The following is a 20,260-nucleotide window of genomic DNA, read 5'->3' as shown; positions in this document are numbered from 1 at the left end:
CTATAGTCCGCGCTATACTATTTACAATCGGATCCTTCTCCTCCTCGGAGACTGTGCTGAGCAAAGGAGCTCCCATGACGAAACTCGACCAGGCCGCCCCAGGCGCTGCTGCGCGCCCGCGGCCCCAGGGTCACGCGAAGCAGCTCTTCGCGCTGAGCGCGGGGCACGCACTCGAGTGGTACGACTGGGCGATGTTCGGACTCCTGTCCGTCTACATCGGTCAGGCCTTCTTCCCGGGCGGTGATCCGGTCGCATCCACGCTGAACTCGCTCGCGGTGTTCGCGGTCGGCTTCGTCGTGCGACCCATCGGCGGTGTGCTGCTCGGCTTCGTCGCCGACCGTGTGGGCCGGAAGCCCGTGATGATCGGCGCTGTCGGCGTCATGGCCGGCGCGAGCCTGGTCATCGGTGTGCTTCCGACGCATGAGACGCTCGGCGTCTGGGCTGGTGTGATCGTGCTGCTCATGCGCATCCTCCAGGGCTTCTCCGCCGGCATCGAGGGCTCGCTCGGCGCCGCCTACGGCGTTGAGCTCGTGCCGGATCGGCCGGGCTATGTCGCGGGCTTCATGGCGATCTTCAACAACTTCGGCAACATGCTCGCGCCGTTGACCGCGTTCCTCGCCACGGCAGCGATCGGAGCGGACGGGATGGGCGAGTACGGCTGGCGCATCCCCTTCATCGCCGGTGGTCTGCTCGGCGTGATCGTCCTGTGGCTGCGACGGGCGCTGCCCGAGTCGCTGCCGCGGAAGCAGGGAGAAGCCGCTGCTGCTGGCAATGACTCGCGGGAAGTCTGGCGGGGAGTGCGGAAGTACTGGCTGAGCATCCTCGCCGTCGTGTTCATCGTCGGTGCGATTCAGGCATATAACTACACGTGGCTCTCGGGCCTGCCGTCGCTGGCTACCGGCACGTACAACGAGGACCCGACCGGCGTATTCGCCGTTGCGACTGCGGTCGGTGTTGTGCTCACCGTCAGCGCGTGGATCCTCAGCCGCGTGCTCGACAAGTGGGACCTCTCGCGCTGGTTCGTGATCGGACGCCTGCTCACGATCCCGTCGATCTTCCTCGTGCTCCTCTATTCGGGCAACGGTGTCCCCGCGCTCGCGACGGTGATGCTGGGTGGCTCGCTCATCCTGGTGCTGAACATGACCATCTTCAGCACGGTCGCCAACCTGATGGTGCCGAAGTTCTGCAGAGGGACCGCGGTCGGCCTCGGCTACGGCATCGGCGTCGCCGTGTTCGGCGGCACCGCGTCGTACCTGTTCGTGTTCCTGCAGAGCAACAACCTGCCCTGGGCGTTCCCGATCTACGTCGCAACGCTGTGCGCGCTCAGTGTGATCTTCTACCTGCTCGCGAAGCGTCAGAACGGTGTCTTCCGCGCAGACATGTGATGACGAATGAGGAGAGCGCCGGCCCGAAAGGGTCGGCGCTCTCCTCATTCGTCCGCGGGGTCAGCGAGCGGCGATTTCGTCGACGACGCTCTCCTCGAGCGCGTGCGCATCGACCAGGGTGCGCTCCCGTGCGAGCTCGATGTGGTCGTGCATGAGTTCAGCGGCAGCATGTGCATCGCCCGCGCGGATCGCTTCCGCGATCAGCCGGTGCTCGTGCGCGGCCTCGAGCGCGTGGGTGCGGCCTGCGCGACCACTGAGGCGGAAGCGCTGCAGCTGGCTGCCCAGCGCGCGGAATGCCTGCTGCATAAAGGGGTTGCCGCCCTGCTCACTGACGAGCGTGTGGAACGCCTCGTCTGCCGTCCAGCTGGCTTTGAGCGACTCCGGGTCCGAGAGCTCGCCGGCTCTCTCCATCGTGCTGATCGTGTCGTCGAGACGTGTGAGGAACGCGGGAGTGCAGTGGGTGGCAGCGGCCGCCGCGAATGCGGGTTCGAAGATCTGGCGCGCGTCGATCTGGCTGGAGATCTCCTCGGGTGACAGCAGCGGCGAGACGGCGTAGCCGCGCACGTCGTGGCGACGCACGAATCCCGTCGGCTCGAGCCGGGCGAGTGCTTCGCGAATCGGAGTGGGCGACAAGCCCATCTCGCGAGACAGCCCGCCGATGTTCAGGCGCTCGCCAGGCGCGAGCTCACCGCCGATGATCTTCAGGAGCAGGCCGTCGTAGGCGCGGTCAGCGAGCGTGACGCGCGTCGACCGGCGTCGGGATGGGGGAACTTTGCTCTCGGGCACCGTGACTCCTCGGGATGCATCGAATCTATCGTCGATCTCCTGCAGTCGCCGAAGGGCCCGCACCGAGAATCGGCGCGGGCCCTTCGATCCTTGACTCAGGCTGCCTGCTGGTGCTGCTTGCCGGAGCGCCAGAGGCCGACGAACTCACTGGTGAGCTTGCCGCTGACGGGCAGATCCATGTCGTGGTTCTCCTTCGAGCCCCAGCCGAACACGGCGCCGTCTGCGACTGCGCCGTAGTTGGCTGCGTGCTCCGCGGTCATACCCGAGCCGAGCACGATGGGGGCGTCGGGGATGGCGCCCTTGATCTCGTTGATGCGCTCGAGGCTTGCGGGCTCGCTCGAGTCGTGACCCGCGAGGACGATGGCGTCTGCGCCGCCGCGCTTGAGCATGTCGCCGGCGATGACGGTGACCGGCCGGTCGACGAGCGGCATCGCGTGCTTGGTCAGCAGGTCGGCGAGGGTGAGGATGTGCTCGCCGTCGATGGCCTTCTTGTAGCGCGCGACCGCGTAGGCCTCGCTGTTGATGATGCCCTGATCCGTGACTGCTGCGTCGGTGAGGATGTTGAGCCGGATGAACTGGGCGTCGACGGCTGCGGCGATGCCCAGCGAGGCCTTCCAGGAGTTGCGCAGGATGTTGATGCCCATCGGCACATCCGTCGCGCGGGCGACCTCGCGAGCGACGACGGCGGCAGCGGCGACCGTCTCGGGCTCGGTCGTCATCGGGTAGAAGGGGTAGTCGTGGAAGTTCTCCACGAGCACCGCGTCGACGCCACCTTCGACGAGCGTCGTCGCGTCCTGCACGGCGCGATCGATGACGTCGTTCAGGTTGCCCGAGAAGCCGGGGGCGCCGGGGAGGGCGAGCATGTGCACCATGCCGAGGACGGGGGCCTTGCCGCCGAAGACTCCGTCATATCGGGCGCGGTAGGGGTTGCTCATCAGTGTGCTCCTTTGCGTGGATGGGAAGAGGTTTGCTTCAAATAGTATTCGCTTTTTCGGCCCTGTCAAGGTTAGCCTTGCCGCGTGAGTACACAGACCGAAGCGCTCCCTGTCGTCGCTGCCGAGCAGCGCGTCGAGCCCCAGCCGCACGTTCAAGCTTTCGGGCATCACCGACCCGCGTTGTGGTCGGTGATCGCGATCGCCGCCGGCGCGGGACTCGCGACGCAGGGCCGGATCAATGGCGAGCTCGGTGTCCGTCTTGAGCACGGCATGCTCGCGGCGTTCCTCAGCTTCGCCCTCGGCTTCGTGCTGCTCGCGGTCGTGCTCGCTTTCTCCAAGCGCGACCGACTCGCTGTCGTGAAACTGGTCGCGAGCATCCGCGACGGCAGCATGCCGTGGTGGTACCTCTCGACGGGTCTGATCGGTGCCTTCCTCGTGGCGACGCAGGGCCTGGTGATCGGCACGATCGGTGTGGCGCTGTTCACCGTGGGTGTGGTCGCAGGGCAGACGCTGAGCGGGCTCGTCGTCGACCGGATCGGCTTCGGTGGCCTGGCACGCAAGCAGGTGACTGCGCCGCGCATGATCGGTGCCTTCCTGGCGATGGTCGCAGTCGGTCTCGCGTTGGTCGGCACCGGTCAGCTGAACGGCGTGTGGTTGATCGTGCTCCCGTTCATCGCGGGCCTGCTGCAGTCGCTGCAGCAGGCGCTCGGCGGCCGCGTGCAGCGACAGTCGGGTTCGGCGATCGCGCAGGCCGCCCAGACCTTCGCGGTCGGCACGCTCGCACTCGGCGCCGTGGTTCTGGTGCAGGCGCTCGTCGGCGTGACGGCACAGCCGCTGCCGGCCGAGTCTTGGCTCTACCTCGGGGGAGCGCTCGGCGTACTCTTCGTCGCGCTCACCTCAGTCGCTGTCCACCACCTCGGCGTGCTTACCGTCGGCCTCGCGGCCATCTGTGGTCAGGTGCTGGCCTCTGTGGTCCTCGACCTGCTGTTCCCCGCCGGCCAGCCTGTGACGGTGTGGTCGCTCCTGGGTGCAGCACTCACGGTCGTCGCGGTGGCCGTCTCCGGGATCCGCGGAAGAGGCCGTAGCGCCGTCGCGGCTTGACCGGTTGCTTGCGGCGTTGACGGCGTCGCAGGGCGGCTGCGTTGAGTCCGTTGGCCTAGCTGAGCGTGCGGCTGTCGGGCTCTCAGCGCTCGAGGCGGCTGCGCATCTGTTGTGCCGTCGCCTCGTCGAAGGCGACGAGGCGCACGTGCGCGACGCCGGAGGCGGACGCCGTGATCGTGGTTGCCGCGACGTCGATCGCGTCATCCTTCGGCCAGCCGTAGAGGCCGGCGCTCACGAGATTTATGGTGACGGCGACGTCGAGTTCGGGGTAGTGCCGATTAGACGCCGTCTCGGTCTCGCCTGCGCCACCTGGGACGCCGGAGGTGGTGTTGGACTTGCCGATCACGGGCGGCTCGATGAGTGGCAATATTGTCACTTGCTCCCGACCGCCACTTCAGGGGGGCCTCGTTGGCGGCTGGAAGTCGATGCTTCTGTCGGCCGAGCATTTATTTGCCGGGTCGAGCGATTGTCAGGCGGGAGCTTGCACAATGGGTGGCCTGCAGGTGGCCACTCTCGCGCCTAACCGTCGCGATGGTCGCGCAACTCAAAGCCGTCGACGGCAAGCTGGGCCGCAGCATCGATTGCGAGGGCGAGCATCTGTCTCTGCACGGGCTCGTAGTCTTGGAGCCAGGCGTTTGTGGCACGGTGGCCATGCGTAGCTAGCACTGCACCGAACCTTCGCCCGAGCGCGCGCGCCACTGCAAAGACCGTCTCGCACTCCATGTCCATCGCGTCGGGCCGGCGTAGCTTGATCTCGTTCAGTCGGGCAGCTGCCGCGTCCTCGAGTCCGGGGAGCGACCGACCTTCCCCGACATAATACGAGTCGCACGACAACACCCGGATTGGCTGGAGACGGGCGCCACCGCGCGCCGCGGCGCCGTGGAGTGCCGCAATGACGTCAGGATGCGCCGCAATCTGAGCATCATCCGCAGCATAGAAGCGCGCGGCACCTCCATCGCGCAGCGCGCTGGTGACCACGGTCAGGTCGCCTGGGGCGACCGCGTCCGTCATCGCGCCCATCCCTCCAACTCGGATGAAGGTGTCCACGCCGAGCCGGCTCAACTCGACGACGGCGATCTCGGTCGAAGGTCCACCGATGCCGGTCGAGCAGATGGCTACGGGTACGCCACGATGCTTGCCGACCGCAAGCCGGAACTCACGTTTGAAGCCCAGTTCGGTGAAGTCATCGAGGAAGTGCGCTGCCATCGAGACGCGATCGGGGTCGCCCGGAAGCAAGCAGATGCGTGGCAGGTCCCCGATCTTCGCGGGGATGTGCGGAGCCTGGCCGTTGAACCACGGGTCTTCAGCGGAACCACTCATGTGTGTCTACCTCTTTCCGTGTAGTGGAAGTTATCTCCACTCGTTTTGGTGTGTAGCGCTGGTCGGTCAGTGGTCGTGTTGCTGCGCACCAACGAGCCGCTAGAGGTAACGATACGCATGTTTCGACGTATAGAGTGGGTTTCTCTTTACAAGACGCGCTCTCGGTGCAACACTTGGGCGATGATCAAGGACGATCCGGAGGACTTCCATGCAGCGGAATCAAGCTCGAGCGAATCAGGCGAGCTCGTGACCGAGCTACTGGCCATGCGTGGGCTTGGCAAGGTGTACCAGGGTGCTGGTGGCAAGCCCGTCACGGCGCTGCAAGACGTCAACCTGAGCATCCGCGACGGCGAGATCGTTGCGCTGATCGGGCCGAGCGGATGTGGCAAGTCGACTTTGTTGCGAGCGGTCGCGGGCCTCGATCGAGACTTCACAGGCGAGCTCGAGTGGGTCGTGCCGCCGAAGATCGGCCGTGATATCGGTTTTGTCTTCCAGGAGCCGGCACTGTTGCCGTGGCGCACGGTCGACCGCAACGTATCGTTCGGCCTGGAGGGTAAGGGTCGCGCGAAGGCCGAGATCGCTGAGCGAGTCGACACGCTGCTGGCCATGGTCGGGCTCTCCGACTTCAAGAAGTCGTACCCCGCCGAGCTGTCCGGTGGCATGAAGCAACGTGTCGGCATCATGAGGGCGTTGGCGTACGACCCTCGCGTGTTGCTGATGGACGAGCCCTTCGGTGCGCTCGACGCCATCACCCGTGACCGCCTCCAGGACGACCTCCTCCGCATTTGGGGGCAGACGCGGAAGACCATCCTGCTCGTCACGCACAGCGTCGAAGAGGCCGCGTACCTTGCGGACCGCGTGGTCGTGCTCAGTCCGCGCCCGGGTCGTATCAAAGCGGTGCACGACGTGCCGCTGCCTCGTGATCGCGATGCCTCGGTGCGCAACACTCCGGAGTTCGCGGCGTTCACGGGCATGCTGCGAGGTGAGCTCGAGTGACAGCGGCAGCGACGCTGCCTCGGCCGGATTCGAAAGCGCGCAGCGTCTCTCGCTCGTTCATCAGAATTGCCATCTATCTGGTGCTCTTCATTGGGCTGTGGTGGGGCTACGCGGTCGGCGCAGACGTGCCCGCGTTCCTGCTCCCTACACCCGACGCAGTTTGGCAGTCGCTCGTCGCGATGTCGGGCGAAGGCATCCTGTGGTCGAACTTCGCGGCCACGTTCCGCAGCGTGGCCCTGGGCTTCGTCGTCGGAACCGTTGTGGGCATCGCCGTCGGCTACTGCATCTGGCGTTTCCGCATCCTGCGAGAAGCGATGGCGCCGTACTTGCTGCTCTTCCAGGCAGCACCGAAGATCGCCGTGGTGCCGCTGTTCGTGCTGTGGTTCGGACTTGGACTGGGAACGCAGCTCGCCCTCACCCTGCTGCTGACCTTTTTCCCCATCATGATCGCGGCGCAGCTCGGCTTCGCCTCGATGAGCAAAGAAGCCCGCGATCTCGGCCAGATCCTCGGCCTGAGCCGTGCCCAGGCCTTCTGGAAGATCCAGCTCCCCGGAGCGACGCCCGATCTGTTCGCGGGCGCGAAGCTCGGAATCCTGGATGCCATCGAAGGTGCGTTCCTCGCTGAGTTCATCACCGCGCAGTTCGGTCTCGGCTACCTCATGGTGCTGGGCACCGCGACGTACGACGCACCGATGCTCTTCGGCGCCGTCATTCTGACGGTGATCGTCGGCCTCACCGGCTTTGGCCTGATCTACGCGGCCGAGCGCTACTTCCTGCGGTGGCGACGCGCCACCTGAGCTTTCACAAAAGCCGAGACGTCACCGCGTCGCGGTACACCCCATCCACCACACCACACCGATAGGAACGATCATGAAGACGACAAGGACACGCTTGCGTGTAGCTGGCGCGGCGATTGGCATCATCGCCATGGCTGCGCTGACCGCTTGCAACCCGGCAGGCAACGTGCCGGCAGAGCAGAACACGCCGGACGCCAGCGCCGAGGCGTCATCGACGGAGATGACCGATGTCACGCTGCAGATCGAGGGCTCGGCGGTGCCGTACTACGCACCCATCTACGAGGCCATCGAGCAGGGCTACTTCGCCGACGAGGGCTTGAACGTCGAGGTGCTCTACGCGGAGGGTGCGACCGTCGTGCAGAACGTCGCAGCCGGCAACGTCGACTTCGGTTTCCCGAACGGCCCGGGTGTCGTCGCTGCCTACGCGAACGGTGTCGAGACGAGGGTCGTGCACACGACCTACCAGACCGGCATCGGTTCCATCCTGTTCAACGAGGAGACCTCCGGCATCGAGACCGTCGCAGACCTCCGTGGTCGCACCATCGCGGTGACCGACCTCGGCAGTCCGCAGTACCTCGCACTGCAACTGCTGCTGCAGGACAACGGCGTCGACATCTCGGAAGTCGAGATCAAGGTGATCGGCGTCGGCGCGATCATCCAGGCGCTGCAGAACGGTGAGGTTGACGCGGTGTCGTTCAACTCGGTGCGGTACTACGCGCTCAAGTCGCAGGGCTTCCCCGTCGGGCAGTTCCTGACCGACCCCGCGCTGCCGAGCCACGGCAACGTGCTCATCGCGGGCAACGAACTGCTCGAGCAGCAGCCTGAAGTTGTCGCGAGCTTCATCGCCGCACTCGATCAGGGTCTCCAGTATGTGATCGAAAACCCGGCTGAGTCGGTCGACATGTCGATCGAGCAGTACGCGCCTACGTTCGAAGGGCAGAACGAGGCGATCACCGAGGTGATCAACGAGGTCTACATCGCGCAGTTGTGGAACTCCGAGGACACCGAGGTGCACGGCTTCGGCTACGGCAATCTGCCGCGCTGGCAGGAGTCGATCGACGTCCTTGTCGAAGGTGGACTCATCGCCGAGTCGTTCGATGCAGCTGACCTCGTGATTGAAGAGCCGGGAACGATCGGTTGAGTATGACGCTGCATGCTTCCGAGCGAGTGAGGCCGGTGCTCATCGGCGCCGCCTCACTCGCCCTGGGGTTCCTTGCGTGGCTGCTCATCGCCAACTTCGCTGGGCTGCCGAGCTACATCCTCCCGGCGCCGGATGAGGTGACGCGTCGCTTCGCAGGCCTATGGTCGTCCGGTGCGATCCAGTTGCACACGGCGCAGACGCTCGCTGAGATTATCCAGGGCGCCGCGATCGGATTCGTCATCGGCGTCGTGGTCGCGATCACCTTTTACAAGGTCAGCTGGTTGCGAAAGGCATTCATCCCGGTGCTGCTCGTGATCCAGGTGACTCCGAAGATATCCATCGCCCCGCTGCTCGTGCTGTGGATGGGCCTGGGCATCACGTCGAAGATCACGCTGGTCACGATCGCGGTGTTCTTCCCAGTCATGATCAACATGCTCAACCGGCTCGACTCGATCCCGACGACCGTGCGCGACCTTTCGCGCATACTCGGCTTCGGGCCGATCCGCACGGCACTGCAGGTCGAGATCCCGTTCACGCTTCCCGGCCTCGCGCTCGGACTCAAACTCGGGCTCCTGGGCGGCGTGACCGCTGCGGTTGTCGGCGAGTTCATAGGATCGTCTGCAGGCCTCGGCTATCTGGAGCGACAAGGGCAAGACAACGCAGACATCAGCGTCGTGTTCATCACGCTCGGGCTCCTGGCGCTGATCGGGTTGTGCTTCTACCTCCTCGTCGAGGCCATTGAGCGGCGATTGACCCGGCGGTATCAATGACCCCGACCGCAGTGCACGCCACCGACAGCGTCGATCCCCAATACGAGCCAGCACTCTCCGTCACGATCGGCGATCTCACGCTCGCATCGCTCGTGATGCCGGCGTCGGGATGCTTCGGTCCTGAACTGGGGCGATTGATCTCGGTCGAGGAGATCGGTGCCTCGGTCACGAAGACAGTGTTCGCCGAACAGCGCGGCGGCAATCCGATCGATCGCGTCTCCGAGCTGCCCGTCGGCATGATCAACAGTGTGGGGATCCCCAGCTACGGTGCGAGCGGCTATCTGTCAGGGCTCCGCGAGGAGTACGCCGAGCTCGGCGTGCCCTCGATCGTCAGCGTCGGCGGCCACAGGGTCACCGAGTACGCGCCGCTCGTCGAAGCGATCGGCGATGGTAACGCATCCGCGTTCGAGCTCAACGTGTCGTGCCCGAACCTCGACGCACAAGGCGCCGACATCGGTGCCGATCCACACAACGTCGCGCAGGTCGTGCAGGCGGTGCGTCGGGTGACGACGCGCCCGATCCTCGTGAAGATGCCGTCGATGCTGTCATCGATCGCCGACTGCGCGATCGCCGCAGAGGCGGCGGGTGCTGACGCGGTGTGCGTCGCGAACTCGGTGCCGGTGCTGCCGTTGCACGAGCGCGAGCGCCGCTTCGCGCTCGGCAACCGGATCGGCGGGCTGTCAGGGCCGAGCATCAAACCGATCGTCAGCCGCCACGTGTGGCTGTCGGCGCAGGCCGTGTCGATTCCCGTCGTGGCTTGCGGTGGTGTCTCGAACGCCGACGATGCGCTCGACTATCTCGCGCTCGGCGCGAAGGCGGTGCAGGTCGGCACTGCGAACTTCGGGAACCCCATGGCGATGGTGCAGATCGCCAGAGACTTGCGAGCACGTGTGCAGCGTGCGGGCGCCGAGACGCTGCCGGCGCTGCTGCGTATGGAGCGGCCTGATGTCTACAGACCTTGATGACGTTTCGCAGTCGGGCGAGTCGACCGGCGGCAGCCGACTGCTGCTGCGCGGGCTGTCGATCCTGACCTGCTTGTCGGAGCACCCCGAAGGGCTGACGCTGCAGCAGATCCACGAGACGCTGCGCATCCCCATCGGGACGTGCCACAGGATCCTGTCGGCGCTGCACGAGCACGACTTCGTCGCTCGCTCGGAGGTGACCCGCAGGTTCGAGCTCGGTGCCGCAACGCGCAGGCTGGGCGGCTCGTCTGAAATCACGAAGTCGGCGCCAGCCGCTTTGACGACCGCTGCCGACGAGACCGGCGAGACAGCGTTCTTGGCGGCGCTTCGCGGCGATGCGGTCGAGTGCGTCTCGCTCGTCGAGTCGAAGCACAACCTACGACTGTTCGTGAAGCGAGGGCAGCAGCTGCCCCTGCACGCGGCGGCATCCGCTCGCACGCTGCTGGCGTACGCCAAGCCGAAGCTCGTCGAGCGCCTACTCAGCTCGCTCAGCATGACGTCGTTCACGCCGGGGACCATTCGCGACGTCAACAAGCTGATCGATCACCTCGCCGAGATTCGCGAGCGAGGGTTCGACGTCTGCGACAGCGAGCTCGACCGCAACGTCTGGGCGGTCGCCGCGCCGGTGTACGGGTTCGACAACAGCGTGCAGTGGGCACTGACGGTCGCGGCCGCCGAGTCGCGAGTACGCTCTGTCGACACTCGAGTCGCCATCACGCAGTCGGCACTCTCAGCCGCGCGATCGATGTCCCGGGCGATGGGGTTCGAAGGTGAACTGCGAACTCGACCGGATGAGCAATACCTGCAAGCGTTTCATGAAGCATCGCTTGTGCGCGCGGGCTGAAGAGCACCGCGCCATGACGAAGAACACCGTGAACGTCTGCTGATCCAATGCGGAGGAGTCAGGAAATGGAACTGCAAGAGAACGCCGACCTGCTGGCACGAGTCATCGAGAGCGACGGCGCCCGCCGGTGGCTCGACTTCGGTCTCGACCCGGAGGCCGCCGAACTGATCGCGCAGCGCATTGCCGAGCAGCTTCGCCCATCGCAGCCGACGGTCGTGCTCAGCTTCGAGAACGAGGAAGATGCCGTGCTCGCGCACCTCGTTGCACGCGCGCTCGGCGCAACACGGGTGATCCTGCGCTCGCAGGAAGGGCTCCTGTGGCTCTCACACGCAGTACCGGCCGGCAGCCGCGTCGCGGTCGTCTCGTGCGCCAAGGCGTCGTCGATGGCGAACGACGTGGTCGCGGGCGTGCTCGAGACGCACGATTCGAGCATCGTCGAGGTCGTCGAGTTGCACCTGTCGGATGCGGCAGCTATGGAGCCCGAGCAGCATGACAACGAGTGACACCTTGCCGCGCGACGGCCGTGCGAGCGCCGAGGCGATCGGCAGTCTGATCGACGAGTTCGCGCAGATGTCTGCTGGCGGCCCGGGCGTGACACGGCTCGCGTACTCACCCTTGGAGCGCACCGCGCATGAGCGGTTCCGCGAGGCGATGACCGAGCTCGGACTGACGGTAGAGACGGATGCCGTGGGCAACACGATCGCGACGTTGCTGCCCGAGGGTGACACGGCGGCATCCGCTGCAGCAATCGGCACGGGTTCGCACCTCGACAGCGTGCCGCAGGGCGGCCGTTTCGACGGCATCGCCGGCGTGGCCGCGGCGGTAGAAGTCGCTCGACTGGCGGTGCAGGATGGACAGCCCCGGCGCCGCCCATGGAAGTTCGTCGTGTTCGCAGGTGAGGAGGGCGCACGGTTCGGCCAGGCCTGCACGGGCAGCCGAGTCATCGCGGGGCTGACGACGGCCGCCGATCTCGAAGCGCTCACCGACGGTGACGGTGTCTCGGTTGCGGCTGCGCTGCTCGAGCTCGGCCTACGCCCAGAAGCTGCCGCGACCGCTGTGTGGGATGCCGCAGACTGGCACGCGTTCGTCGAACTGCACATCGAGCAGGGCGACGTGCTCGAGCGCGATGAACGTGCGATCGGGGTCGTGGATTCGATCTCGGGCAGCACCCGCATGCGCGTGCACGTCGAAGGGCGCTCATCGCACACGGGAGGCACGCCTATGCGCGGCCGCAGGGATGCGCTCGTGACCGCATCGCGCTGCGTGCTCGCCGGCGACGCGATCGCGAACGACCCCGCGAACGAGGGCACTCGCGTCAGTGTGGGGGACATCGACGTGCAGCCCAACTCGATCACCACCATTCCCGGAGTCGTCACCTTCACGGTCGACATCCGCGACATCGACGGGGAGCGCCAGCGTGGCGTCGCGCGACAGCTCGAGCAGCTCTACCGGGAGTGCGCCGCTGAGAACGGCACGACCGTGCGCATCGAGCAGATCGGCGACACGTCGCCCGTCTCGCTGCAGGCCGCGGTCGTCGATGTGGTCGAGCAGGCAGCGATCGCGCTGGACACGCGCCCGCTGCGTATGCCGAGCGGGGCCAGCCATGACGCGCAGCAGATCAGCCACATCATCCCGACGGGCATGATCTTCGTGCCGAGCGCTGGCGGACTGAGCCATGTGCCCGACGAATTCACGTCGGCAGAACAGATCGCGCGCGGCACCGACGTGCTGCTCGCCGCGATGCGACGATTGGATGCGCAGCCATGAGCGGAACCTCTGCACTCGAAGACCGGCTGCAGCTGCTGCCGAACGCGCGCCGCGCGGCTCCGCGCATCACGGAAGCGACCGTGCGCAGCAACACTGATCTGGGGGCATCCCAGCACCGTCTGCTGCTGACCGGCGAATGGATCGCACGCAACGCCCAGGCCGGCGAGTTCGTCATGATCACCGTGCCCGGTGGCGCAGAGGGGCAGATCCTGCTGCCTCGACCGATGGCCATCCACCGGCGCTACCCCGATGCGGGGCTCTTCGAAGTGATCTTCAAGGTGGTCGGCCGCGGCACGCGGGCACTGGCATCGATCGCTGCCGGCGAATCGCTCACGATCACCGGCCCGCTGGGCAACGCTTTCTCGACACCGCCGGATGCGACATCCGTGCTTTTGATCGGTCGCGGCATCGGGGTGTGCTCCGTCATGGGTGTCGCTGAAGACGCACAGCTGTCGGGAGTGCGGGCAACCATGGTCATCAGCAGCCGCTCCCCGGAGACGGCGATCGGTCTCGACGATTGCGACGAGCTCGGGGCCGAGGCTTTCCGGGTCGACGACGCTGCTGGCAACAGCGCCCCTGAGACACTCGAGCGGATGCTGCGGGAACGGTTTGACACGTCCCCGCCGCAAGTGGTCATGGTCTGCGGCTCGCAACGGCTCACAGTGCTCGGTACGACGCTTGCCGAGTCGTGGGGAGCCGACCTGCAGGTGTCGCTCGAGGCCAACATGGCGTGCGGCATCGGCTACTGCCACGGCTGCGCTGCGCCGATGCGCTCGCGCCCGGATCGCGAGGGTCCGCTCGTGTGCGTCGACGGGCCGGTCTTCCGAGTCGAGGTGTAGATGCTGATCGAAGCTGTGCGCATCCTCGGCCGGGGCGACGTCGTCGACGTGCTCGTCGAGGGCTCGGTGATCGCAGACATCAGGCCGGCTGCGGCTGCCCCCGCGGTCGCCGACCGCGTGCTGCTGCCCGGCCTCGTCGACCTGCACGCGCACCTGCGGGAACCGGGCCAGGAAGCGGCCGAGACGGTCGCCAGCGGCACCCGAGCTGCGGCAACGGGCGGCTTCACCGACGTCTTCGCGATGCCGAACACCGAGCCGGCGATGGATTCCGTCGAGCGCGTGGAGGCTCTCGAACGCATTGTGCGCGCGGGTGCGAGCGCGCGTGTGCACCCGATCGCGGCGGTGACGCTCGGCCGGCAGGGCACAGAGCTCGTCGACGTCGTGAGCCTGCTCAGCCACGGCGTCAGGGTCTTCTCTGACGACGGCTCGTGCGTCGATGATCCTGCGCTCGTCGCCCAGATCCTCGCCGCGACCTCGGCGAGCGGCGGCGTCTTCGCGCAGCACGCGCAGAGCCGTGAACTCGCCGGTAGCGGCGTTGTGCACAGCCGCATCGCCGGTCAGCTCGGGGTCGAGGGCTGGCCAGCACTCGGCGAGGAAGCCGTCATCGCGCGAGACCTCGGCCTGCTCGCCGAGGTCGGAGGCCACCTGCACGTCTGCCACATCTCCACTCGAGGAGCGGTGGAGCTCATCCGCGAGGCGAAGCGCAAGAGGCTGCGTGTGACCTCGGAGGTCACGCCGCACCACCTCGTGCTGACCGACGAAGACGTCGTGCGGGAGGGCGCAGCCCTCAAGGTCAATCCGCCGCTGCGGGAAGCCGCCGACGTCGCCGCACTGCGCGAGGCACTGCGTGACGGCACGATCGACATCGTCGCGACCGACCACGCACCGCATCCGCTCGTCGCGAAGCAAGGTTCACTGCAGGATGCCGCCTTCGGCCTGATCGGGTTCGAGACGGCATTGAGCGTGGTCGCCGACGTGCTCGTCGATCATGCGGGTCGCACCGATTGGGCGGCCGTGGCGCAGGTGCTCGCCTATCGACCGGCAGCGATCGGCTCGCTGCCACCGGAATCGGTGTCGCAGCTGCGGGTCGGTGATGCGGCCACCTTCTGCGTCGTCGAGACCGAGAGCTCGCCGCGCCTGCCGCCCGCTCCGGTGAGCAAGTCGCGCAACACTCCGTTCGCCAAGCATCGCTTCCGTTCGCGCGTGACTCGCACGGTGCTCGAAGGCCGTGATACCCATCGCAGCTGACCCCCGCGCACGTCAGGAGGCTCGGGGGAGCCGAGCCATGCGCACCGTCGTGGTCGATACCGACGCCGGTGTCGACGACGCGCTCGCCCTCATGCTGCTCGCCGCAAACGAGAATGTCGAGCTCTTGGCGGTGCTGAGTGTGTTCGGTACCGCGACCGCAGCCCAGACGGCCGACAATGCGCGCTACACGCTCGATGTGTGCGAGCGTCAGGACGTGCCCGTATACCGCGGATGCGCGCAGCCGTTGGCGCAGGCCCGGGAGTCCTCCTGGGGCATCCACGGCCGTGATGGCTTCGGCAACACCGGGCTGCGGCCCCAGACGCCGGTCGCTGCTGAGCCGCGCGCGGTCGACATCCTGCTCGAACTCGTTGCAACGCATCCGCACGACATCGACTACATCGCCCTCGGCCCGCTCACCAACCTCGCGGCCGCGATCCAGCGCCGCCCCGACATCACGCAGCGCCTGCGGAGCATCACGATCCTGGGCTCGTTGGGGCCCGCGATGCTGCACGACACCGAGCCGTGGCTCGACCGCCGATTCCGCGTCTCGCGAGACGGCAACGTCACTCGAGACTTCGATGCCGCACAGCTCGTCGCTCGACAGCACGGCAGCATCACGTGGTGCGGCCCGTATGTGACGCGACAGGTGGTGATACCGGAATCGCTCGTGCGCGATATCGCAGCGACGGGCGCCTCGCGGCCAGCCGCCCTGATCGCGCAGATCAGCGAGGTCTACGCAGACTTCTATTCACGCGTGTACCCGCAGCCTGGCGACATCCGCGTCATGGGCATCAACGACAGCATCGCCGTCGCGAGCGTGCTGCAGCCGTCACTGATCACGGCAGCCGTGTCGCGCCCGCTCGCGACCTTCGCTGACCCGGTCTCGGGTCAGCGCTACCTGGCGGGCGTGCACGCTGACGGGGCTGACCCTCGGCCGCGGCACAGCATCGTTTCCGACATGGACTTCGACGGCGTCATCGCACGTATCGACGCGGTGCTGCGCAAGCCGCTTCCGTGGCGTTGAGCGCCGTCGGGCTTAGAACTCCTCTTTCGTCACGGGATCGCCGCCCCAGAGCCTGCCGCGCTCGAGGCCGCTGAGGCGCTCGACCTCAGCATCGGTCAGACTCCAGTCGAAGACCTGCAGGTTCTCGGCCTGGTGCCGCGCATCGAGCGCCTTCGGGATGGGGATGTTGCCGAGCTGCACCTGCCAGCGCAGCACCACCTGGGCCGGCGTGACCGCGTGCTGCCCCGCGATGTCGGCCACCTCCGGCTGCGCGAGCAGATCGCTCTTCTTACCGATCGGGCTCCAGCTCTGCGTCACGATGCCGTGCTGCTGGTGGAACGCGCGCATCTCAGGCTGCGGAAAGTAGGGGTGCAGCTCGATCTGATTCACCGCGGGCGTCACCCCGGTCTCGTCGATCAGTCGCTGCAGGTACTTCTGCGTGAAGTTGCTCACGCCGATGGAGCGCACGAGGCCGCGGTCGCGAAGCTCGATCATCGCCTTCCAGGAGTCGACGTACTTGTCGATGCGGGGGAGTGGCCAGTGGATGAGGAGCAGATCCACGTAGTCGAGGCCGAGGTCGTCAAGTGACTTGTGGAGGCCGGTGATGGTCTCGTCAAAGCCGTGGTAGCGGCCAGGAATCTTGGTCGAGATGAAGAGTTGCCTGCGGTCTACCGAAGCGAATCGCAGTGCAATGCCGAGATCCCGTTCGTTTCGGTAGTTCCGTGCAGTGTCGATCAGGCGATAGCCAAGGTCGATCGCCGAGGTGATGGCGGTCCTGCCGATGCTCCCAGTTACCTCATTTGTGCCAAAGCCGATTGCTGGAATTCGGCGCCCATCGTTTAACACTCGCTCTGGGATGCTGCTCATCCCCCTACGCTAACCAAAGGGGCTCATCGCAGTTGACGGTGTAGACGGTCGAGGTGCGTCGCTGGCCGGGTAGGGGTCGAGGTCTTCCAGGATGGAAGTTCCTACGCTCACCGTCCGAAAGACCTCGACGTGTCCAACGCTACCTTTGACGCGCCCTGCCTGACCACGTTCTGCCGACTCGACGAGCTCGGCTTAGAAGCCATCGGCCGACGCCTCGAGCCCGACCGCGCGGTGCTCTTCTGCCGGGTCGTGCAGGCCGACCAGTGGTGCCGCGACTGCGGCTGCCAAGGGGTGCCGCGCGACACGGTCACGCGGCGGCTGGCGCACGCGCCGTTCGGGCACCGGCCCACCACGCTGCTGGTCCGCGTCCGCCGCTACCGCTGCACCGGCTGCGGCCGCATCTGGCGGCAGGACACCACGCGGGCGGCGGAGCCGCGGTCGAAGATCTCTCGCACCGGTCTGCGGTGGGCGCTGGACGCGCTGGTGCTCGACCACCTCACGGTCTCGCGCGTCGCGGCCGGGCTCGGCGTCGCCTGGCACACCGCCAACACCGCCGTGCTCGAGGAGGGCAGGCGGCGCCTGCTCGATGATCCTGCCCGCTTCGACGGCGTGGCGGTGCTGGGCGTGGACGAGCACGTCTGGCGCCACACGCGTCACGGCGACCGCTACGTGACCGTCATCATCGACCTCACGCCGATCCGCGACGGGACGGGGCCGGCGCGGCTGCTGGACATGGTCGAGGGCCGCTCGAAGCAGGCGTTCCAGCACTGGCTCGCCGCCCGATCCCAGGCCTGGCGCGACCGGGTCGAGGTCGTCGCGATGGACGGGTTCTCCGGCTTCAAGACCGCCACCACCGAGGAGCTGCCCGAGGCGGTCGCCGTGATGGATCCGTTCCACGTCGTCCGGCTCGCCGGGAACGCGCTCGACAGCTGCCGGCGGCGGATCCAGCAGCAGATCCACGGGCATCGGGGCAGAAAGGGCGATCCGCTCTACGCCGCTCGCCGCACCCTCCACACCGGCGCGGCGCTCCACACGCTGCGGCAGCAGCAACGGCTCGACGCGCTCTTCGCTGACGAGCGGCATCTCGCGGTCGAGGTCACCTGGGGCATCTATCAGCGCATGGTCGCCGCCTACCGGGAACCCGACCGCGCCGCCGCGCGCACGCTCATGACCGAGCTGATCAACACGGTCAGCAGCGGCGTGCCCGCGGCGCTGCGCGAGGTGATCACGCTCGGGCGAACACTCAAGCAGCGAGCCCTCGACGTGCTCGCCTACTTCGACCGACCCGGGACCTCGAACGGTCCGACGGAGGCGATCAACGGCCGCCTCGAGCACCTCCGCGGCTCCGCGCTCGGCTTCCGCAACCTCACCAACTACATCGCGAGATCGTTGCTCGAGGCCGGCGGCTTCAGGCCGCTGCTACACCCTCAAATGCGATGAGCCACCAAAGGACAGGATGCGTGGCCGAGCAGGATCGCTCCTTGCCTCAACGGACCGATTCAAGACCCTCGCGCGGTGCGACGTGGTATCTGCGCATTCGAGATCTACCGCGCGGACGACTGCTTCCTGAAAACGTCTCTCTAGACATGACGAACTTCTGGCGGGAGCCGAACTTCGTGCCGGCGGACATTTCCGTTCTGCGGGAGAGGCAGAACATGTCGTCGCGGAGGTTTCGGCGGTTTCGCAAGCCGCTTCGTCAAGATCGTTGGCGTAGCACCGCAGCGACGTCTGACTTTCAGGACTGGAGTCGGCTGCGCATCTGCTGCGCCGTCGCGTCGTCGAAAGCGACGAGGTGCACGCGCGTGACGCGCGAGACGGATGTCGTGATCGTGGACACGGCGACGTCGAACGCATCCTCCTTCGGCCAGCCGTAGATGCCTGCGCTGACGAGCGGGAACGCGACGGTTGCGGCTCCCAGCTCGTCGGCGACCTCGAGGCTGCGGCGGTAGCAGGAGGCGAACAGGTCGCGGTCGCACGAGCGCGCGGAGACCATCGGCGCATCGGGAGTGCAGCTGCCTGCCGACGTGCGGGCTGAGCTCGATGCGCTCGCTGAGCGCTACGGCATAGCTCCACCGGCCGAGCGGCCGTGACGGTCTGACCGCGACGAGGGCGTCGAGCGCATGCGCGCCCGACGCCCTCTGACGATCTCGAGCTACGGCAGCGAGATCGTCCAGCTGCCGTCGGCCATCACGGTGACGACGGAGGGGCCGGCGCCCAGCGGCACGGTGCCCGAGTAGGCGCCGATGTCGTTCACGAGTAGCCCCATCGCGAGGAAGTCGTCGCTGTGCTGCTGCACGATGAAGTTCGCGGAGCCGTCATGCGTGAGCGTGGCGGCCGTGGCGTCGCCGCCGTAGAGGAACACGCCGTCACCGGCGCCGGACTCCGCGAGCTCGGGCGCGCTCGCGATGGGGGCGATCGTCAGCTCCCACGCGCCGTCGGCGGTCACCTGCAGCCGGGCGCCCTCGCCGAACGCGGTGATGCCGTACGCCGCGGTGCCGCTGTAGGCACCGATGGTGTCCACGAGCAGGTCGCCGGTCATCCCGTTGCTCGCGTCGAGCACCTGCACGATGAAGTTCGCCGACCCGTTGTGCGAGGCGGTGACGATGCCCGCGCCGGCGGGCAGCTCGATGATCGAGTCGCCCGAGCCCTGCTGCGTCACGGCGTCGAACGTACCGTATGTGTCGGCCGCCCACGAGGCGGTGTCGTCGACCGGCACCTCCACAGGAGCGGCGGGCTCCTCAGCGGGCTCTTCGGCCGGCGCTGCCGGCTCAGCCTCCTCCTCGACCTCAGCAGCCGGCTCCGGCGCGGGCTGCGACACCTCGGGCAGCGCGGCGGGCATCCGGCTGCCGGCGGTGGCGCCGTTCACGGCGCCGACCACGACGCCGAGCAGCACCCACGCCGCGGTCACGATCCACGCGATCTTCTTGTAATGCTCGTAGCCTTCGAGCGGCCGGCCGAGCTTGTCGGTCTGCTTGCCGACGAGCGTGATGATCAGGTCGACGAGCGCCCAGATCCCGAGCCCGCCGAACGTGAGCAGCTTCGCGATGCCCGTGCCGACCTTCCCGAGGTAGAAGCGGTCGACGCCGAGCACGCCCAGCAGCATCGCGAACAGCCACGTCGCGATGAAGCTCTTGAGCGGCGCCTGCGGTCCGTTGAACGCGGGGGCGGATGCGTACCCGGCCGCAGGCGGGTAGCCGCCGACGGGTGCGGTGGCAGTGGGCGCGGTGCCCGGTGCGGCGTACTGCGGAGCCGGCTGCGGCGGCATGCTGCCGCCGGCCGGTGCAGGGCCGGAGCCCTGCGGGGGGTTGGTGTAGGACATGGAGGTCTCTCGCTTGACAGGGTGAACCCACCGGCCTGGGGGTCGGAGGGAGAGGCGGCCGATCGGCTGGGGGCGTCTCGACCTGTGGCGAACCTATGCAGACCCACTGACAGACCCACTGACGCGCGAAGACGGCGCCGGCCCCGCGATTGCGAGGCCGGCGCCGTCGAGGCTGGCGAA

Annotated in this window: 21 protein-coding genes; 14 read left to right on the top strand and 7 right to left on the bottom strand. The window is 67.1% G+C overall.

Annotated features, from left to right (window positions below; all coding sequences use genetic code 11):
- Positions 1–74: 74 nt before the first annotated feature.
- Positions 75–1,385 (top strand): MFS transporter, encoded by a 1,311-nt coding sequence (locus tag JSQ78_RS08140; protein WP_211446915.1) that lies wholly within the window; start codon positions 75–77, stop codon positions 1,383–1,385.
- Between the two features lie 60 nt (positions 1,386–1,445).
- On the opposite strand, the gene JSQ78_RS08135 is transcribed toward JSQ78_RS08140, so the two are convergent.
- On the bottom strand, positions 1,446–2,171 hold the full coding sequence (locus tag JSQ78_RS08135; protein WP_211446914.1) for a GntR family transcriptional regulator: 726 nt from the start codon (positions 2,169–2,171) through the stop codon (positions 1,446–1,448).
- Between the two features lie 95 nt (positions 2,172–2,266).
- Complete coding sequence (locus JSQ78_RS08130) at positions 2,267–3,106, bottom strand: BtpA/SgcQ family protein (protein WP_211446913.1); 840 nt, start codon at positions 3,104–3,106, stop codon at positions 2,267–2,269.
- 84 nt (positions 3,107–3,190) lie between these two features.
- Between JSQ78_RS08130 and JSQ78_RS08125 the strand changes: the two genes are divergently transcribed.
- A complete protein-coding gene (locus JSQ78_RS08125) occupies positions 3,191–4,207 on the top strand; it encodes a DMT family transporter (RefSeq protein WP_211446912.1) in 1,017 nt (338 codons plus the stop codon).
- A gap of 82 nt (positions 4,208–4,289) precedes the next feature.
- Here JSQ78_RS08125 and JSQ78_RS08120 read toward each other — a convergent pair whose 3' ends face one another.
- Together JSQ78_RS08120 and JSQ78_RS08115 are read right to left on the bottom strand one after the other, a co-directional pair.
- Positions 4,290–4,553 carry a macro domain-containing protein gene (locus JSQ78_RS08120; protein WP_211446911.1) on the bottom strand — a complete coding sequence of 88 codons (264 nt, stop codon included), beginning with the start codon at positions 4,551–4,553 and terminating at the stop codon, positions 4,290–4,292.
- Positions 4,554–4,726: 173 nt separating this feature from the next.
- Positions 4,727–5,527 carry a nucleoside phosphorylase gene (locus JSQ78_RS08115; protein WP_211446910.1) on the bottom strand — a complete coding sequence of 267 codons (801 nt, stop codon included), beginning with the start codon at positions 5,525–5,527 and terminating at the stop codon, positions 4,727–4,729.
- A gap of 180 nt (positions 5,528–5,707) precedes the next feature.
- On the opposite strand from JSQ78_RS08115, the gene JSQ78_RS08110 reads away from it, so the two are divergent.
- The 11 genes from JSQ78_RS08110 to JSQ78_RS08060 all read left to right on the top strand — a co-directional run bounded on the left by JSQ78_RS08110 (position 5,708) and on the right by JSQ78_RS08060 (position 15,915).
- Positions 5,708–6,523 carry an ABC transporter ATP-binding protein gene (locus JSQ78_RS08110; RefSeq protein WP_211446909.1) on the top strand — a complete coding sequence of 272 codons (816 nt, stop codon included), beginning with the start codon at positions 5,708–5,710 and terminating at the stop codon, positions 6,521–6,523.
- The gene (locus JSQ78_RS08105; RefSeq protein ID WP_211446907.1) at positions 6,520–7,320 is read left to right on the top strand and encodes an ABC transporter permease; all 801 of its coding nucleotides are present in this window, start codon (positions 6,520–6,522) and stop codon (positions 7,318–7,320) included. Before JSQ78_RS08110 ends, JSQ78_RS08105 begins: the two co-directional genes overlap by 4 nt.
- A gap of 73 nt (positions 7,321–7,393) precedes the next feature.
- Complete coding sequence (locus tag JSQ78_RS08100) at positions 7,394–8,461, top strand: ABC transporter substrate-binding protein (protein ID WP_211446906.1); 1,068 nt, start codon at positions 7,394–7,396, stop codon at positions 8,459–8,461.
- A 35-nt stretch (positions 8,462–8,496) separates the two neighbouring features.
- Positions 8,497–9,231: an ABC transporter permease gene (locus JSQ78_RS08095; RefSeq protein ID WP_211446905.1), complete on the top strand. Its 735-nt coding sequence runs from the start codon at positions 8,497–8,499 to the stop codon at positions 9,229–9,231.
- Positions 9,232–9,242: 11 nt separating this feature from the next.
- Complete coding sequence (locus JSQ78_RS08090; protein ID WP_211446904.1) at positions 9,243–10,193, top strand: nitronate monooxygenase; 951 nt, start codon at positions 9,243–9,245, stop codon at positions 10,191–10,193.
- Positions 10,177–11,037, top strand: coding sequence for an IclR family transcriptional regulator (locus tag JSQ78_RS08085; protein ID WP_211446903.1), 861 nt, complete (start codon positions 10,177–10,179; stop codon positions 11,035–11,037). The genes JSQ78_RS08090 and JSQ78_RS08085 overlap by 17 nt, the downstream gene beginning before the upstream one ends.
- Before the next feature lie 47 nt (positions 11,038–11,084).
- Positions 11,085–11,540: a hypothetical protein gene (locus JSQ78_RS08080; protein WP_211446902.1), complete on the top strand. Its 456-nt coding sequence runs from the start codon at positions 11,085–11,087 to the stop codon at positions 11,538–11,540.
- Complete coding sequence (locus tag JSQ78_RS08075; protein WP_211446901.1) at positions 11,527–12,804, top strand: Zn-dependent hydrolase; 1,278 nt, start codon at positions 11,527–11,529, stop codon at positions 12,802–12,804. Before JSQ78_RS08080 ends, JSQ78_RS08075 begins: the two co-directional genes overlap by 14 nt.
- Positions 12,801–13,643 (top strand): iron-sulfur cluster-binding protein, encoded by an 843-nt coding sequence (locus JSQ78_RS08070; protein ID WP_211446899.1) that lies wholly within the window; start codon positions 12,801–12,803, stop codon positions 13,641–13,643. Before JSQ78_RS08075 ends, JSQ78_RS08070 begins: the two co-directional genes overlap by 4 nt.
- Before the next feature lie 48 nt (positions 13,644–13,691).
- Positions 13,692–14,891, top strand: coding sequence for a dihydroorotase (locus JSQ78_RS08065; protein ID WP_211446897.1), 1,200 nt, complete (start codon positions 13,692–13,694; stop codon positions 14,889–14,891).
- A gap of 37 nt (positions 14,892–14,928) precedes the next feature.
- Entirely contained in the window at positions 14,929–15,915 is a 987-nt protein-coding gene (locus JSQ78_RS08060; RefSeq protein ID WP_211446895.1) for a nucleoside hydrolase, read from the top strand.
- 12 nt (positions 15,916–15,927) lie between these two features.
- On the opposite strand, the gene JSQ78_RS08055 is transcribed toward JSQ78_RS08060, so the two are convergent.
- Positions 15,928–16,761, bottom strand: coding sequence for an aldo/keto reductase (locus JSQ78_RS08055; RefSeq protein WP_211446893.1), 834 nt, complete (start codon positions 16,759–16,761; stop codon positions 15,928–15,930).
- 129 nt (positions 16,762–16,890) lie between these two features.
- On the opposite strand from JSQ78_RS08055, the gene JSQ78_RS08050 reads away from it, so the two are divergent.
- A complete protein-coding gene (locus JSQ78_RS08050) occupies positions 16,891–18,201 on the top strand; it encodes an ISL3 family transposase (protein ID WP_211446891.1) in 1,311 nt (436 codons plus the stop codon).
- 295 nt (positions 18,202–18,496) lie between these two features.
- Here the strand turns inward: JSQ78_RS08050 and JSQ78_RS08045 are convergent, their stop codons facing one another.
- Both JSQ78_RS08045 and JSQ78_RS08040 read right to left on the bottom strand, forming a co-directional pair.
- Positions 18,497–18,754, bottom strand: coding sequence for a macro domain-containing protein (locus tag JSQ78_RS08045; protein ID WP_211446890.1), 258 nt, complete (start codon positions 18,752–18,754; stop codon positions 18,497–18,499).
- A gap of 159 nt (positions 18,755–18,913) precedes the next feature.
- Positions 18,914–20,080: a TM2 domain-containing protein gene (locus tag JSQ78_RS08040; RefSeq protein WP_249295552.1), complete on the bottom strand. Its 1,167-nt coding sequence runs from the start codon at positions 20,078–20,080 to the stop codon at positions 18,914–18,916.
- Positions 20,081–20,260 lie beyond the last annotated feature (180 nt).

Source organism: Agrococcus sp. Marseille-Q4369, assembly GCF_018308945.1.
Lineage (GTDB): Bacteria > Actinomycetota > Actinomycetes > Actinomycetales > Microbacteriaceae > Agrococcus.
This window is presented reverse-complemented; position numbering and strand designations above follow the sequence as displayed.

Coding starts and splice junctions, on each gene's coding strand:
- JSQ78_RS08075 (WP_211446901.1), top strand. CDS start 11,527: ATGACAACGAGTGACACCTTGCCGCGCGACGGCCGTGCGAGCGCCGAG.
- JSQ78_RS08040 (WP_249295552.1), bottom strand. CDS start 20,080: ATGTCCTACACCAACCCCCCGCAGGGCTCCGGCCCTGCACCGGCCGGC.
- JSQ78_RS08045 (WP_211446890.1), bottom strand. CDS start 18,754: ATGGTCTCCGCGCGCTCGTGCGACCGCGACCTGTTCGCCTCCTGCTAC.
- JSQ78_RS08060 (WP_211446895.1), top strand. CDS start 14,929: ATGCGCACCGTCGTGGTCGATACCGACGCCGGTGTCGACGACGCGCTC.
- JSQ78_RS08140 (WP_211446915.1), top strand. CDS start 75: ATGACGAAACTCGACCAGGCCGCCCCAGGCGCTGCTGCGCGCCCGCGG.
- JSQ78_RS08070 (WP_211446899.1), top strand. CDS start 12,801: ATGAGCGGAACCTCTGCACTCGAAGACCGGCTGCAGCTGCTGCCGAAC.
- JSQ78_RS08055 (WP_211446893.1), bottom strand. CDS start 16,761: ATGAGCAGCATCCCAGAGCGAGTGTTAAACGATGGGCGCCGAATTCCA.
- JSQ78_RS08085 (WP_211446903.1), top strand. CDS start 10,177: ATGTCTACAGACCTTGATGACGTTTCGCAGTCGGGCGAGTCGACCGGC.
- JSQ78_RS08080 (WP_211446902.1), top strand. CDS start 11,085: ATGCGGAGGAGTCAGGAAATGGAACTGCAAGAGAACGCCGACCTGCTG.
- JSQ78_RS08130 (WP_211446913.1), bottom strand. CDS start 3,106: ATGAGCAACCCCTACCGCGCCCGATATGACGGAGTCTTCGGCGGCAAG.
- JSQ78_RS08110 (WP_211446909.1), top strand. CDS start 5,708: ATGATCAAGGACGATCCGGAGGACTTCCATGCAGCGGAATCAAGCTCG.
- JSQ78_RS08100 (WP_211446906.1), top strand. CDS start 7,394: ATGAAGACGACAAGGACACGCTTGCGTGTAGCTGGCGCGGCGATTGGC.
- JSQ78_RS08115 (WP_211446910.1), bottom strand. CDS start 5,527: ATGAGTGGTTCCGCTGAAGACCCGTGGTTCAACGGCCAGGCTCCGCAC.